Source organism: Dyadobacter sp. BE31 (assembly GCF_031457695.1).
GTDB lineage: Bacteria > Bacteroidota > Bacteroidia > Cytophagales > Spirosomataceae > Dyadobacter.
Genome location: NZ_JAVDXA010000001.1, coordinates 1,360,671 through 1,376,593, shown reverse-complemented (window position 1 = coordinate 1,376,593; position 15,923 = coordinate 1,360,671). Strand labels below are relative to the sequence as shown.

The following is a 15,923-nucleotide window of genomic DNA, read 5'->3' as shown; positions in this document are numbered from 1 at the left end:
CTAAAAAGCGGTTAATTTCTGCTGGATGCGCCCAATGCGGGGCTTTCAAATCCGAGTTTTTTCAAACCTGCCTGAACTTCCGGATCTTTCATGAACAGCTTCCAGAGCAAACCCGTGCGGTAGTTTTCGATCATCACGATAATCGGCCCCTGGTCGATAGCCAGGTGCGATTTGGCATACCAGTTCTGCGTCTCGTTGAACGCGTCGGTAAAGCCGTACTCCGACCAGATTTTATCGCCCAGATCATCGTAAAAATGGCGCAATGCTTTCATCGACTGCTCCGGCGTGTATGGGAACGACGACAATGCCGCGGTAGGGGTGATGGTTCCAAAGTCGTTGGTAGGGGAATGCGCATTGTAGCCATTGTAAGTATCGCTTGCGGTCAGTCCCCAGCTGTTTTCGCCATAACCCTTAAACTTGCCCGGATTGACGACGCAATGCTTGTAGTTGATCAGCGAATGGTTCACATTCTGCTCCCAGTAGTCGGCATACTGATCTTTTAAATGGCGCGGATCGAGGCCTAGGAATGAGTAATGCGTAAAGAACAACGGTCCGCCATATTCGAAACCGAGCGGTAGTTTTATACCGTAATATTCTTTCCCGTTGCGGAAATGATCGCTTTGCGCCCAGCATTTATCATAAACCTGGCGGGTAATAGGGTAACGCGGAGAGGCCGCTCCCATAATGTAGGTGATCAGGGTCTCATTATAACCGCGCAGCTCGAAGTTCATCGCCCAGCCGTTGTTGGGGCTCCAGTGCCAGTAGAGCTGGTTGGGGTTTCCGCGGGTGTACCAGTCCCATTCGGCCTCGTTCCAGATCCAGGTAATGCGGCTGCGGAGTTCCCTTTCGAGGTCAGTGTCACGATCGAAATATTGCCTTACGGCCAGCAATCCCTGGAACAGGAAAGATGATTCTACCAGGTCACCGCCATCGTCTTTTCGGCCGAACGGTACGATTTTGCCTGTCGCGCCATTGAGCCAGTGAGGGAAAATGCCATGGTAGTGATCGGCTTTCGAGAGGAATTTGACCATTTTCAATAGTCGGGCCGCTACGGAATCGCGTGGCTGCCATCGGCGTTCAGCCGCAACTACCATGGCCATCACACCAAAGCCGGTACCTCCGATGGTACACACTTCATCGCCATAATCGAAAGCGATGTTACTCCGCTCGCGAGCCAGGCCGCTTACCGGATGCCCGAATTCCCAGAAATAGCGGAATGTCTGTTTTTGAACAAGTTCCAGCAATGCGGTGTCGGAAAGGTTTTTGGGCCGGTCGGCCGGATTGAACGCCGCGGGCTTGGCAGCGGTTGCTTTTTTCTTCTGTGCCCAGCTATCCACCTGCGAACCGGTAAATAGCGTGAGGCATAATAGTAATTGGAAGTATAGCTTCATTGTCGAGTAATGTTTATTGGCGGGATAAGTTTTGTTAAAGCGTCGGACTGTTGAATCCGAGCTTCGTAAGGCCGTTTTTGACCTCCGGACTGCTCATAAAGAGCTTCCAGGGCAGGGCAGTCCGATGGTTTTCGATCATGACCACAATAGGTCCTTGGTCGATGGCGAGGTAGGAATCGGCGAACCAGAGCTGATCCAGCGAGAATGCGTCATGGAATCCATATTCTCCCCAGAGTTTGTCGCCCAATTTGTAGTAAAAGAATTTCAGGGCTTTCATCGACTCCGCGGGCGTATACGGGAATGCAGACAACGCGGCCGTGGGCGTGATCACACCTTTGTCGTTGCCGGGCGAGTTGGCGTTGTACCCGTTCGGGATGTCGCTGGCGGTCAATCCCCAGCATTGGTCGCTGTATCGGTAATATTGCTGCGGGTTTGCTTTACAATAGTTATAGTTGATGAGGGTATGGGCCTTGTTTTGGGTAAAATAATTGGTAAAACGGTCCGTAAGCCCCGTCGGGTTTAATCCTAAAAACGAATAGTGCGAGAAGAACAACGGGCCACCCAATGGCTCTCCTAGCGGCAATATGATACCGTAGTATTCCTTTCCGTTGGTAAAGGTGCTGTTACCTGCCCAACCATTGTCATAAACCGTTTTACTGATGCTATGCGTAGGCGAAGAAGCTGCCAGGACGTAAGTGATCAGGCATTCGTTCCAGCCTTTGATCTGGTGGTTCATTTCCCAGCCGTATTCGGGGCTCCAGTGCCAGTACAGTACATTCTCGTTACCTTTCCGGAACCAGTCCCATTCCACAGCTTCCCATATTGCATTGATATCAGCACGTAGCGCAGTTTCAGCAACATTACTTTCACCGAAATACTGTCGGGCCGTAAGCAATCCCTGAATTAGAAAAGAGGTTTCTACCAAATCGGCTCCATTGTCTTTGGTACTGAACGGTACCGCCACGCCCGTAGCACCATTCAGCCAATGCGGGAAGGCACCGTGGAAGGTCTGCGCTTTTTTCAGGAACCCAACAATCTTCTGCATTCTTTCCAAACCTTGCGCCCGCGTGATGAACTTGCGTTCGATCGCAATCGGGATGGTCATAATGCCGAAGCCGCTTCCGCCGGAAGTAACTACATCGCCGGAGGTGTTGCGCTCGCGGGCAAGCCCGCTCACCGGATGCGCGAAGTCCCAGAAGTATTTAAATGTTTGCTGCTGCACCAGTGTCAGCAATGCTTCGTCGCTGATAGCCGGAAACTTATCGGTAGAGTCCAGCGCGGTAATCAGCTCCACTTTTACCTCATTCAGCAGCATTCCGCCGGCTTTGGATTTCAATGCCTTGGTAGCCGTAACCGAGTAGCTTGTGAGGTATTTCAAATCGGCGGAGGGGGTGATCACTACCGAGCTATCGCCGCCTTCCAGAGCGGATGTAAACGGAATGGCTTCGCCGGCAGCGGATCGGAAAGTAACCCCGCTCGCCATGGTCGCATTGCTGAGCGGGGCGGAAAATGTAAACCTGACTTTGGGTTTCAGGTTCACATCATTGTATTTGAATCCGGAATAGGCCCCGTTTACTTTCAGGCTGTTGAACCCGAACGACGTTGGTATTCCCGGATTGGATGGCCCGGGGTCTTCCTTTTCCGATTTACAGGAAACCCCGAGCCAGATGATTGCACCAAGAAAAAGGAAGTGTTTAAAAGGCATTATTTCCCTCTTGATTCCAGTTTAACCAGTGCATCTACTTCGGCGTCTTTCAAAGCAACGTTATAAATCCGCACCTCGTCGAGCAGGCCTGTCAGGTAGCTTGCCCAGTCTTGCGCAGTGGCTCCCGAGGTAAGGCTCGGTTTGGTCTGAAATTGCACGGTACCAAAAACCATTTTGCCCGGTTTCGCCCATTTCAGGTCGCCAAAGTTCGCCACAGTGCTCGTAGCCGTTTTAGAGCCGTTCACATATATATTGAAAGTTGAAGAAGTGGCATCGTAAGACAATGCGATATGCGTCCAGGAGTTGTAAAGGTTAACAATGCCTTCCTTTGCAATCCAGGTATCCTTTTTGTCATTCTGGATGTGCGCCTTGAAAATCCCGTCGGTTTCAGTGCCCCCGTTTTCAAAGAAAGTCTCGATATTTCCCCAGAAACCGTCTGTTTGCGACAATCCCACCAGGCCGATGATACCACCGGCAGATTTGGTCGACGGGCTGTTTACCCAATAGGTCATGGTGAAACTTTTCAGTCCGAGAATACTCGCCGTCGGGTCGAAAAGGACGTAGCCGTTTTTGGCACCTTTCATCGCCTGACCTTTCAGCCCATTGGCGAACGTGGTACCGGTATTGGTGCCGGCCGTGTTGGAAACCACATCGGAATAGTTGCCGTCAAAAGGGAAATGCGCTACCAGATTGGCCTTTGCGATTTCGTCAGAGCTGGTAAAGCCCCCGATCGTTACGCTGGGTGCGTAACTTTCGGGATCGAACTTTTCGTAGCAAGAGGTCACTCCGAGCACCGTCATTGCACACAATGCCACGGTCAGTTTATTCTTAAAAGTTTTCATCGATAGATCGTGGTTTTGGATTAATAACCTGGGTTTTGGGTCAGCACGCCTGCGCTAAGGTCGATTTCGTTCTGAGGGATCGGCCATACTTCGTTTTTGCCGGCTTTCCAGCCTTTGGGCCCGAAAACCTCCGTGCCCCGTCCCTGACGGATCACGTCGAAATAGCGGTCGAATTCCATCGCAAGTTCCGAGCGGCGCTCGTTCCAGATCGCGGTACGCAATGCAGCCTTGTCGGTCGTCGTCACTTTGGGAAGGATGGTTTTGCTGGCACCTCTCGCACGGGCACGCACCAGTTCCAGCGAAGCAAGTGCCTGAGTGGTATTACCGATTTCGTTGGCGGCTTCCGCATTCATCAACAGCACCTCAGCATACCGGATCACCCGAACATTTTGCTGCGAACCTTCACTGAAACCGGTCACGTACAGCTTGAACGGCACATACGATTTTTGGTTGTACATCGGGTTATCACCGGTTGCGGGGATAGCATCCCCTGCCGGCGTCGTTTCGCCGCGAAAGATAATGGTCGCATCCCGGCGCGGGTCGCCCGCTTCAAACGACTTCGAAAGTGCTTCGGTAGGAACATTGAAACCCCAGCCGCCGCCTGTTACGCCACGCACGCCTTGAACCTGTGAGTACTGCGAGTTGGATGCTTCTTTATTAGAAGGGATCAGCTCATTCTGAATCTCGAAAATCGATTCGGTCGAGTTTTCGTTGGCCACGCGGAACAATGCTTCGTAGTCGGCGAAGAGCGAGTACTGGCCCGAGTTGATTACCTGGGTCGTCAGATCGAAAACCTGCTGCCATTTACCCTGATACATCGAAACTTTGGCGTGCAACGACTGTGCGGCACCTTTGGTCACGCGACCGAGATCAGCGGCGCCATAGTTTTGCGGTAGTACCGCCGCTGCTTCGCTCAGGTCTTTTTCAATGGCTGCGTACACATCCGCTTTGGGTGTGCGGGGCAGGTTGTATTCCGAAGCGTCTTTGGGAAGGCTCAATCGCAAAGGCACATCACCAAATGCTCTCACCAGTCTGAAATATGAGTAGGCGCGTACAAATTTGGCTTCCGCGAGATATCTCGCTTTCAGGTTCTCGTCCATGCTGATCGCCGGGATATTGGTGATTACCTGGTTAGCGTAGTTGATGTTCTGATACTGGCCTTCCCAGAAACCTCCGAGCTGGCCATCTGTGGAACCTACTGTAAAAGTGTCATACAGGTTGAAGAAGGTCGCATCCGAAGGCGTGCTGCCTTTTTCGGCATCGTCGGAACCCATGCTTTCGACCGCGATAGCCGCGAAAGCAGTGTTGTTCCAGCTCCGTAAATTGGCATACATCGCATTCACGGCCTTGGTAGCATCGGCTTCATTTACCCAGAAAACGGCGCCGGCCTGTTTTCCCTGCGGATCAACATCGAGGAAGCTGTCGCTGCAAGAGGAAGGAACGATCAGGAGCGCTGCAAGCCCGAGATATAGCCCTTTCTGCTTCAAATTGGTTTTAAAATTTATATTTTTCATATCGCTTGTGATCTTAGAAAGTGACGTTAATACCAAAGTTGTAGGTCGCTGAAAGCGGGTACACGTTGGCGTCTATACCGGCTTGGGTCGGTTTGTTTTCGTTAGCTCTTACCTCTGGCGACAAGCCTTTGTATTTAAAGAAGTTCAGAGGGTTCTGCGCATTAGCATACAGACGCAGTTTGCGGATTTTCAGCCTTTCGTTGAATGCCTGCGGGAATGTGTAACCGATTTGCGCATTTCTAACCCGGAAATAACTGCCGCTCTGTACGAAGAATGTGTTAGGCAGGTAGTTCTGACCTCCACCGATGTTAGCAGAAGGGTATGTGTTCGAAGTACCTTCGCCGTGCCATCTGTTATCATAGAAATCCTTCGTGAAGTTTTCGTTACCATAACGCCAGCCCATGTTGGCATTGTAGATATCTACTTTGGCAACGCCCTGGAAATCGAGCATAAGGTCGATGTTCTTGTAATTCCAGCTGGTGTTGATACCGTAGGTGAATTTCGGGTTAGGGTTGCCGATTACCTGGCGGTCGAGCCCGGAGATCGTTCCGTCGGGTACACCGTTGGTTCCGCTGATATCACGGTATCTGAAATCACCGGGTTTTGCACCTGGCTGTGCCGAGTTTTTGATTTCTTCCTCATTTTGGAAAATACCGTCTACTACATAGCCGTAGAAAGAACCGATCGGGTCGCCTACACGGGTACGTGTGGCGAGCGCGCCGCTGGTAAGACCTACACCACCATCATAAATCGGGTTGGCACCGGATGATACCGCCAGGACTTTGTTGTTGTTCACCGCGCCATTGAAACCAATGCTGTAAGAAAGATCTTTCCCGATTTCATCACGCCAGTTCAAGGCAAATTCAAAACCTTTGTTTTGGAAATCGGCCTGGTTACCCACGATGCGGCCGGAGCTTGTACCAATGGAAGTCAACACCGGAATGTCGAAGATCGCGCGCTCGGTTTTCTTGATATAGTAATCCAATTCAACGGTCAATCTCGATTTGAGGAACGAAGCCTCAATACCCGCATCGGTACCTACACCACGCTCCCAGTAAGTGGTAGGAGGGATAATGGAGTTGATACTCGCGCCGGTATTCAGCTGGCCTCCGAAGATCGCCGCCAGGCCACCGCCGGTTGCCACTGTGAGCGTCGACAAGTTGGAAGGAACGGATGCATTACCGATTTTACCCCAGCTACCGCGGATTTTCAGGTTATCGAAAATCGTCTGGTCTTTCATGAAATTTTCGTTGCTGATTACCCAGCCTGCACCCACCGAAGGGAAATACCCCCAGGCATTACCACCCTGGAAGAATTTGGAAGAACCATCCGCACGAAGGGAAGCATTCAGCATGTAGCGCTCGCCGAAAGAGTAGTTCACGCGACCGAAGTAAGAAGCATACGTTCCGAGGTCGCCTTCGTCTTTCACGTTGCGGCCATCTGCGCTACCCAATGCCAGGTATAGGTCACCTTCGCTTGAATAAGGTACATTCAATGCATTGGCAGTCAGTTTGTACGACTGGTCGCGCTGAGCGGATTGACCGAGGAGGGCTGTAATGCTGTGCTGGCCGAAATCTTTGGTGTAGGTCAAAGTGTTTTCAAAGATCCAGTAGCGTGTTTGCGGACGTACGAATTCGAGGAAGCTGGTCGTGTTGCGTTGTTTGAAAGTAGCAACATATTGCGGCACGTAAGTACGGGTTTCGTCCTGTCCGTAACGTCCACCGAGGCTGGTGCGGAAGGTCAGACCTTTCAGGATAGAAAGCTCTGCATATGCATTACCGGTGAGAAGCGTCTTTTTGGTATTCTGGTTGTAGAAATCAATCGTAACCTGCGGGTTGAAGTTATTACCATCACCCAGGTTGTAATCGGTGGGATCTCCATAGGTACCGTCGGCATAATAAACCGGTACAACAGGGCCTGCTGCGTAGAGCTGACGGAAAATACCGCCCGCTTCATCTCTCGATTTGCTGAAAGAACCGGTTGCGGAATAACCCACTTTCAGGTTTTTCAGAACCTGGAAATCGTTTTGCAAACGGGCTGTGTAGCGTTTGAAATTGTTCTTTTCAACGATACCATCCTGATCCAGGTAACCTAATGAGAAGTTGTAGGTAGACTTTTCACCACCGCCGCTGATCGAAAGCTGGTGGTTGGTCACAAATGCATTGCGCAGGATCTGGTGGTACCAGTCGGTGCCTTCGCCGAATTGCGAAGGATCGAGGATATCTGATTTTCCATTGATGCGGCTCAATTCGTTGATCATCGTGGCATATTCGTTTGCATTGGCCATTTTGATCTGGTTGGTCACTTTCTGGTAACCTACGAAGCCATTATAATCGATAATAGGTGCTCCTGATTTTCCTTTTTTAGTGGTGATCAAAACCACCCCGTTCGCTGCGCGCACACCGTATATTGACTGGCTGGATGCGTCTTTCAGGATGTTCATGCTTTCGATATCTCCCGAGTTGAGGAAGCTGATATCGTCGAACCAAACCCCGTCGACTACGTACAATGGGTTGGCGCTACCGTAGGCTGTCCCGACACCGCGGATACGGATTTGCGGCGCCTCACCTGGTTTACCTGAGTTGTTAATCTGCACCCCGGCGACCTTACCTTGCAAACCGCTGACGGCGTTCATCGAAGGCTGCTTGGATATCTCCGCACCTTTGATCTGCGCGACAGAACCGGTAACGTCGAGTTTTTTCTGCGAACCGTAACCCATGATCACCACCTCATTCAGCGCCTTGGCGTCTTCCTGCAAGGCAACATTCAGTGTTGTCTGGTTGCCCACTGCGATTTCCTGGGTAGTCATCCCGATCATCGAGAAGACGAGGATGGATTGTGGAGACGGAACTTTTATAGCGTAGTTACCATCGGCATCGGTAGGAACACCGGTAGTAGTGCCTTTGATGAGCACGCTGGCGCCCGGCAGCGCCGAATTGTCGGCACTCGAAGTGACTTTCCCAGTCACATTTATTTCCTGCGCATAGGAGAAACTTCCCAGTGCCAGGAAAACGAGCATGTACAGTAATCGTACAATAGTTTTCATCAGTTTCAAATTGGTGATTGAATTATTATAAGAATTTATTGACTTCAAAATTAAGTTCCAAGCGGGAGAGGAATCAAAAAAAGCACTACATCACCACTACATCAATGAGAATAATGCAAGGTTTACTAGCACAATAAGGGGTAGGGTAGCGGATTAGTACAATCGTGTCAAATGTCCATCATAAATTGGGCCAGGTTGGCATCGTTGTCCAATCCGAGCTTTTTGCGAAGGCGGTAGCGCTTGATTTCCACACCGCGGACGGAAATCCCCAGCACGGGGGCCATTTCTTTGGTGGAAAGATTCATGCGAAGACATGCTGCGAGCCGGAGTTCGGAAGGGGAAATAGTAGGGTATATCTGGCGCAGCCTTTTGAAAAACTGTTCGTGCACCTCATCGAAGTTTTGTTCAAACAAAACCCAGTCGTCTTTGCCGGCGACATTCCGCTCGATGCTGTGCAGGAGTTTCTGGTAATGGATATTGGGGAGTTGTTGCCCCATCTCAGCTTTGACCTGTTTCAGCTCATCGCGGATTTCTTCCAGGATCTCGTTTTTCTTCACCACGTTGATCGCCACATTGCTCAACTGCTGACTCTTGCTCTGGATTTCACTTTGCAGTTTCTCATTCTGGATCTGCATAATTCTCCTTTCGCTGGAAAGGCGTTGCTGACGCAGCTTTTCTTCCTGCTCCTCGATGAGCTTCCTGCGGTGGCGGGCAAGCCGTTTCTCCTGATAGAGAATCAATGCAGCCAAAGCCAGTGCGACCAGCACCGCGAAAAGGATCTTGGCAAACAATGTCTCGCGCCAGTAGGGCTTCACGCTGAAATGGTAGGTGCCGATGGTGTCGTTGAGGCTGCTCCTTATTTCAAAAATGTAATCCGTCGATTCCAGGTTCGTGAATTCGACGAAGCTCTGGTCTGTCCACTCCGACCATTGATCGGTCAGGCCTTTGAGGCGGTATTTGTATTGCACGTTCTGGCCATACACCGGTAAAGCAAATGCAATGCGCAGCGAGCGTACCTCGGCCGGAAGCGACGGACTACCCGAAATCACGAAGGTCTCATTCAGGTTCCGCAGATTGGCTACTTTGCGGACTACCGGCGGCCCCGCGGCTTCATTTTGCTCATCGGGCGATTTGCGGTTGTACAATGCGTAACCGTTGTCGAGGCAAAAGAAATAGTATTCTTCCGATAACGGCACCACGGTTTCGCTGTTGCGCACAAGCGTTAGGGGGAGGTTGCGGGCCTCTTTTCCCCGCTGATAGAACGCAACGCGGTTCATGAAAACTTTGAACCAGTCACCATGAAGGCCCGTCCGCACCTTGTAATTTTCGTCTTCCCTGGAAAAATCCGCACTTGGGACCAGCTTGCCGGACGGATCAGGCTGGAAAAAAGCATTACCCGAGCGCACACGCACCTGCCCGTTCAGCCACTGCACCACTTCAATGGAAAACTCGCTGGGCAATTCCTGCGGAGCCTTGAACTCCTTCCATGACAGGGCCGAATCCAATGAGGGCGTCAGTTTAGCCTGAAACAGTCCTTTATAGGCATGCCCGAGCCAGAATGTGCCCGAATTGTCGTGCGCGATTTGCCGGATGGGGATCGGCGGTAGCTTTTTGACGGGATAGGCGTATGTCCAGATACCCTTCGCGTCTTTTTTGTACACGTGCAGGCCCACATAGGCGCCTTGCAGGAGTAATGTATCGTTCCCATTTCGCATTGGCACGAACACCCAGCCGCCGTTGATGCCGGAAATTTTTGTTACGCCGTTTTCCGAAATGCGGTAAGTAGCGTCGTTGTGGCCGCAAAGCAGCTGGTCGTCAACCACCGTGAGTGCCCAGGTTTGTCCTTCAAGCCCCCATACCGGCCGGAACGGTTCCGGGGAAAGCCATTTTTTGACAAATACGCCCTTATTGGATCCTACATAAAGGTTCCCGTGCCAAATAGCGGCAGCGTAGGTGGAACCAAGCGGATTATCGCTCGTCTGGTAGGCTATAATGGGCGACGACATTTTCACCATATCGATTCCCTGATCGAGCCCGATCCAGAGCTGCTGCTGCGCATCTTCTTCCAAAGCCAGTACCGTATTGTTCTGCAAGCCGGTCTCCTTGTTGAATTTGTATCTCAATGCGCCGTTCTTGGAAATGACATACACGCCATTTTGTATTGTCCCGAAAACGACGCTGCTATCGCGTGCCATTACGATGGCGCGGTTGATGATATTCCTTTTCAATTCGCTGGCAATGGCGATGTTCCAGGGAGTGAGCACTCCGTTTTGCCAGATATACAGCCCATGTTTGGTTGTCGTGATCAGAATGCCGCCATTTGAAGAAGGCAGAATGGAAGAAACGGTAGCAGGCGAAAGGATTTCAGTGCCGGGCAATGGTTCGAAACGCTCTCCTTTTAACTCATAAATACCACGGCCGATCGTCGGTACCAGTACCCGGTTTTGCACAAACCGCATGAACATAATGTTGCCTGATCCTTTGATTTCTTTCAGATTTTTGCCGTCGTACCGGTAAATGTTCGAGAAGGACTGGAAATAGATGTATTTCGGTGTTTTAAGAATATGCCAAATCTCCTCGGTACGCAGGCTCGCGAATCCCGCTTTTTTACTCAGCGAATAATACTTCAGCTGGCCGTCCGCTTCTTTTTTCCAATATCCGAACTCCGAAAAGCCGCCTACGTAAATACGCTGCTCAGGACGGGTCGTGCGGTTCAGCACTTTTCCTCCGACCGGTTCGGTTGATTGTTCGTCGTAAAGTACCGTCCGGACGATCTGGCCGTCGGGCAGGGGATATAGCTTCCATGACGCTCCATCGTGTTCCAGCAGGCCATCAGAATTGGCGGAATAGATCAGCCCGTCGGCACTTTGGCAAATGTCCCAGTTCTGGTTATGAGCCTTGTAAAGTGCGGCCGGATAGTTGATCAGCGGGGGTGTTTCCTGGGCCAGAGCGGGGAGGAAGATTGTCACCCAAAAGAGTATGGCAGTAGCGCAACCCGCCTTATATTTGAAGGCCCGGCCTGGGAAATGACTTTTTGCAAGTCGTTTTGCTACCGTGTTCAATATTATTTTCAATTAACTATTAATGTCGTTTTTAGCACTTTCAGGAGGGTTTTTAACGAGGTTAGTGTGTATGTAACTCAATAGTACTCTTAATGAAAAGGATCCTTTCCCTCATGCTCCTCGGCACTGCCGCCGCGGCGCAGCCCGCTATGTCCCAGGACAACAACAAGCGAAATGATATTCGTTACAATCTTAACGAATCCGGTTCACATTATGTAAAATTCACCTTCACGAATCAGGTATGGCTGAGGTTGAATGATAACAATCCCGGTACCACCGTTTTGAGCGACCCGAAAACCAACACTTTCGACATCGGCCTCCGTCGCACCCGCATGCAGCTGTTCGGGCAGCTTACCGACAGGATATTCTTCTACACGCAGTTTGGAATGAACAATTTCAACAAGGTGAGCGCTTTTCCTGCCTATAATACTGCCGGGACACCCAGCCAGCGTAAGATCGCCGCGTTTTTCCACGACGCCGTCGGCGAGTATGAAGTGCAGCGGAAAGGCAGCAATTTTATCCGTTTCGGTGGCGGGCTCACGATCGTAAGCGGTTTCTCCCGCTTTTCGCAGCCCAGCATCGGTACTATAATGACCATGGACGTGCCTGTTTTCGCGCAGGCTACGGTTGATCAAACCGACCAGTTTTCCAGAAAACTGACCGTTTACAGCCGCGGACAGATCGGTAAGCTCAACTACCGCGTCGGCGTGGCCGATCCTTTTCCGGTTGAAACCAGCGGCTCCACACCGGTTGCGCTGAATCAGAACGCCGTTTTCGCCCAGCGCAAAAACAGTAAACAATTCCAGGGACTATTCATTTACAATATCTTCGATACGGAAGACAATACGACGCCCGGCTACATGACGGGCACTTACCTCGGTAAACGCAAAGTGCTGAATGTGGAAGCCGGCATTACTTCCCAGAAAAATGCGACCTGGCGCAAAGAAGCGGTGGACACACTTTATAGTAACATGACACTCTGGTCGGTAGCGGCTTACCTGGATATGCCTTTGAATGTAGAGAAAGGAACCGCGTTGTCGGCCTATCTGGGCTATTTCGGAACGGATTATGGCAAGGGATATCTCCGCTACAACGGTATTATGAACCCAGCTACCGGTACCACACAGCCCATCGCGGGCGTGGGCGGCACGCACGGGAACGCGTACCCGATGTTCGGGACGGGCAATGTGATCTACGCGCAGGCAGGTTATAAATTAAAAGACGGCTTACTGGGGAGCCAGGGCACGCTAATGCCCTATGCCTCACTGCAACGCGGCGATTATGACCGGTTGCAGGATGCGGCGAATATCTACAATGTCGGCGTTAACTGGCTGATCAAAGGGCATAACGGCAAACTGTCGCTCAATTATGAGAACCGGCCGGTTTACAAAAATGCTTCGGTTGCGAGTGAGTTGGAAAAGAATGGCCGGAAAGGCAGCTGGACGCTGCAATATCAGATTTCGATTTAAATGCAAACATCCCGGGTCGGTTTCGGCCCGGGATGTTTGCATTTAAATTGACTTAAAAATTGAAATTAATCCTCGCAAATAAGTACCGCCCATTGAAACCCATTTGCTGTACACGGCGGGAGTATACGAAGCGGCCTGAGCTTACATTACCTGAATGGGTGTGTTTGTCCTGATAAACATCCAGTACATTGTTTGCGCCGATGGTGAGGCCGATGCCTTTCACCACGTCATAGCTCAATGCGATATCGGTCACCATTTTGGCGCCGAAGGTCTGGTCGAGCGTTTCTTTTTGTCCGGTTAACGCGTTTACAGGCCATGCATCCGGCTTGTTGGGATCGATGGTCGGGTCCCAATAAGTTACCTCTCCGAACCGCACGCCACGTAGCATTGCGCCAAACTTCCCAACCTTATAGTTGATCGTCAGGCTTTGCTTGTTCCGTGGACTTGCGATCTCAAACCTGCTCAAATCCTCCCGGTTGAAATAGGTGTTAACCTGGTTGGTCTGCACCAGGATGTCCGAAGCATGGATAATGGGCTTGCCATCGGCCCCTTTCTTCACTTTGTTTTGGATAAATGTCCCTGCCAGCACCGCCCGCAATGATTGGTTGCGGCCAAACTTGGTATTGTACGAAAGCACGCCCTCGATCCCGCGCGAACGTGTGTCGACCGCATTGGAAAAGAAATTGGCTGTTGTAGCATTCGCCGCGGCGAGCTGCGCTTTCAGGTTGGCATTACCACCATCATTGAAATTGTTGGTCAGCACAATGCGGTCGTCGATGTCGATTTGGTAAGCATCCACCGTGAGTTCAAATGCATTGCTGATTTGAATGGTGGTACCGACGGTGAAGCTTTGCGACGTTTCCTGTTTGAGCTTTGGTATGCCGAGGATTTCAGCCGGTTTGCTGTCGTTGGTGAATGTGCCGCTTTCCTGTGCTACCTGCTGGCCATTTTGAGTCACGAAAAGGGTATTCGTTTTGGCATAGTAACGTTGCTGCAACGATGGCGCGCGGAAGCCGCTGCTGGCCGAGGCGCGCAATGCAATGCCGTCGGTGATTTTATAGCGCGTGGCGACTTTGTAGTTGAGCGTATTGCCGAAGTCGGAATAGTTTTCAAAACGGAGCGCCGCGCTGAGAACCCACGATTTGGTAATGTCCTGTTCGAGGTCAAGGTAACCCGCCACGCTGTGCCGTGAATGCGATCCGGCATTCTGCGGAAAGAAGCCTGAAAACACCTGTGCGCCTGCGGGCACGCCTGCCGCTACATCATAATTTTTGTAGGAAGCCTCCTCGCCGGCCGTGATCGTGTATTTCTCGCTCCGCTGCTCGGCACCCAGCGCGACGTTGAGACCGTGAAGCACATCGAATTTGCGCCCGAAGTCGAGGTTAACGGTGTTTTGTGAAAACCCGTTACCACCCGCATTGAACTCCCGCTGAAAGTTGGCGATGGAAACGGCCTGGGTGTAATTCACCGAATTGGTAATGCGGTAATCGAAGTCGTTCTTGCCGAAAGTGTTGCTGAGGTCGAACCGCCATTCGCCCAGTTTCCCCCGGATACCCACGGCTGCCGAAATGTCGGTCACATCGCTGTTGATTTCAGGTAAAAAGCCATTGGGATACACCGCGAACACATTCGTACGCACAGCTGCGGGTACGCCATTGGGATACCTGTAAAAACCGGCTGCATTTCCCTTCTTGTTGTTGTACTGGCCAAATGCATACACATCGAGCTGGTCGTTAAGCGGTATGTCTGCGTTGATCACCACGCCGCCGCCTTTCACTTCCGAGTTGCCAATGCGCATATCGAAATCGTTGCGGGTGAGGCCTCTTTGCGCGAGGACCTCGTCATCTACGACCTTACCGTCCACAGCCGGGAACAGTTGGCCGGTGTAGGTGCCTGTGCGGTTGGTCGCGCCGCGCTTCACATATTCGCCCGTGATATTCACGAAGCCTTTCTGGCCCACTTTCAGCCCGTAATTGAGGCCTACCTGCGCGGTACTACCATCCGTAATGTTTACCGAAGCATCCTTATTATTATTGATAATGTAGTTCTTATCGTAGCTCGTCACGTTTTCTCCGTACGACACATTCCCGCTTAGCCCCGTACGGCTTTTCAATATGATGTTGATCACCCCCGCAATAGCATCCGAACCGTATTGTGCCGCGGCGCCGTCGCGCAGGATCTCGATTTTCTCCACAGAGGTAGCCGGTATCGCATTCAAATCGGTTCCTACGGTGCCGCGGTTGACGGTCCCATTGACATTCACCAACGACGACTGATGCCGCCTTTTACCATTCACGAGTACCAGTACCTGGTCGGGCCCCAGGCCGCGGAGCTGCGCGGGATCGATGTGGTCGGTACCGTCGGAAATCGTCTGCCGCGACGACTGGAATGAAGGCGCCACATAAGTCAAAATCTGGTTGATATCCACTTGTCCGACACTATTCGTGATCTGCGATACCGGAATAATATCCACCGGAACGGGAGAGTCGATACGCGAGCGGCCGCCGCTGCGCGAGCCGGTCACTACAATTTCTCCCAGCACTTCGGATGATTCCGCCAATGCGACATTCAGCGGTGAGGACTGCCCTGCCGAAACTGCCGTCGGGACGATCTTAGGTGTGTACCCGATGAAGGAAATCACGATGTTATAATTGCCATCGGCCACATTCAGCGAGAAGTTCCCGTCCGCGTCGGTCACAGTTCCGGTGTTGGTACCTTGTACAAGGATCGACACGCCGGGTAGCGGGGCTCCACTCTTTTCGTCGGTGATTTTCCCCTTTACGGATTGCGCCAGGGCGTGCAATGAAGCGGAAATGAGAAGCAGAAGTAATAGCGTTTTTTTCATAGACTGTGTGTTTAAATGATGAAATGTTTGTTGATTAATGGTATTAAAT

Annotated in this window: 8 protein-coding genes; 1 reads left to right on the top strand and 7 read right to left on the bottom strand. The window is 51.4% G+C overall.

Translation table 11 applies throughout. The features are described from left to right. Positions 1-11: 11 nt before the first annotated feature. From J2Y43_RS05660 to J2Y43_RS05635, 6 genes are all read right to left on the bottom strand, one after another. Positions 12-1,391, bottom strand: coding sequence for a glucoamylase family protein (locus J2Y43_RS05660; protein WP_309980856.1), 1,380 nt, complete (start codon positions 1,389-1,391; stop codon positions 12-14). Positions 1,392-1,425: 34 nt separating this feature from the next. Beyond that, positions 1,426-3,096 (bottom strand): glucoamylase family protein, encoded by a 1,671-nt coding sequence (locus tag J2Y43_RS05655; RefSeq protein WP_309980857.1) that lies wholly within the window; start codon positions 3,094-3,096, stop codon positions 1,426-1,428. After that, positions 3,096-3,938: a LamG domain-containing protein gene (locus tag J2Y43_RS05650; protein WP_223402124.1), complete on the bottom strand. Its 843-nt coding sequence runs from the start codon at positions 3,936-3,938 to the stop codon at positions 3,096-3,098. The genes J2Y43_RS05655 and J2Y43_RS05650 overlap by 1 nt, the downstream gene beginning before the upstream one ends. Before the next feature lie 20 nt (positions 3,939-3,958). Beyond that, positions 3,959-5,452 carry a RagB/SusD family nutrient uptake outer membrane protein gene (locus tag J2Y43_RS05645; protein ID WP_309980858.1) on the bottom strand — a complete coding sequence of 498 codons (1,494 nt, stop codon included), beginning with the start codon at positions 5,450-5,452 and terminating at the stop codon, positions 3,959-3,961. 13 nt (positions 5,453-5,465) lie between these two features. Beyond that, entirely contained in the window at positions 5,466-8,498 is a 3,033-nt protein-coding gene (locus J2Y43_RS05640; protein ID WP_309980859.1) for a TonB-dependent receptor, read from the bottom strand. A 167-nt stretch (positions 8,499-8,665) separates the two neighbouring features. Then, complete coding sequence (locus tag J2Y43_RS05635; RefSeq protein WP_309980860.1) at positions 8,666-11,467, bottom strand: triple tyrosine motif-containing protein; 2,802 nt, start codon at positions 11,465-11,467, stop codon at positions 8,666-8,668. 185 nt (positions 11,468-11,652) lie between these two features. On the opposite strand from J2Y43_RS05635, the gene J2Y43_RS05630 reads away from it, so the two are divergent. After that, positions 11,653-13,029, top strand: a complete 1,377-nt coding sequence (locus tag J2Y43_RS05630; RefSeq protein WP_309980861.1) for a hypothetical protein — start codon at positions 11,653-11,655, stop codon at positions 13,027-13,029. Positions 13,030-13,081: 52 nt separating this feature from the next. Here the strand turns inward: J2Y43_RS05630 and J2Y43_RS05625 are convergent, their stop codons facing one another. Continuing rightward, complete coding sequence (locus J2Y43_RS05625; RefSeq protein WP_309980862.1) at positions 13,082-15,874, bottom strand: TonB-dependent receptor; 2,793 nt, start codon at positions 15,872-15,874, stop codon at positions 13,082-13,084. Positions 15,875-15,923: the final 49 nt, after the last annotated feature.

Bases quoted from the DNA above. Each gene is read 5' to 3' on its own strand.
- J2Y43_RS05660 (WP_309980856.1), bottom strand. From the start codon at position 1,391: ATGAAGCTATACTTCCAATTACTATTATGCCTCACGCTATTTACCGGT.
- J2Y43_RS05645 (WP_309980858.1), bottom strand. From the start codon at position 5,452: ATGAAAAATATAAATTTTAAAACCAATTTGAAGCAGAAAGGGCTATAT.
- J2Y43_RS05655 (WP_309980857.1), bottom strand. From the start codon at position 3,096: ATGCCTTTTAAACACTTCCTTTTTCTTGGTGCAATCATCTGGCTCGGG.
- J2Y43_RS05640 (WP_309980859.1), bottom strand. From the start codon at position 8,498: ATGAAAACTATTGTACGATTACTGTACATGCTCGTTTTCCTGGCACTG.
- J2Y43_RS05630 (WP_309980861.1), top strand. From the start codon at position 11,653: ATGAAAAGGATCCTTTCCCTCATGCTCCTCGGCACTGCCGCCGCGGCG.
- J2Y43_RS05650 (WP_223402124.1), bottom strand. From the start codon at position 3,938: ATGAAAACTTTTAAGAATAAACTGACCGTGGCATTGTGTGCAATGACG.
- J2Y43_RS05625 (WP_309980862.1), bottom strand. From the start codon at position 15,874: ATGAAAAAAACGCTATTACTTCTGCTTCTCATTTCCGCTTCATTGCAC.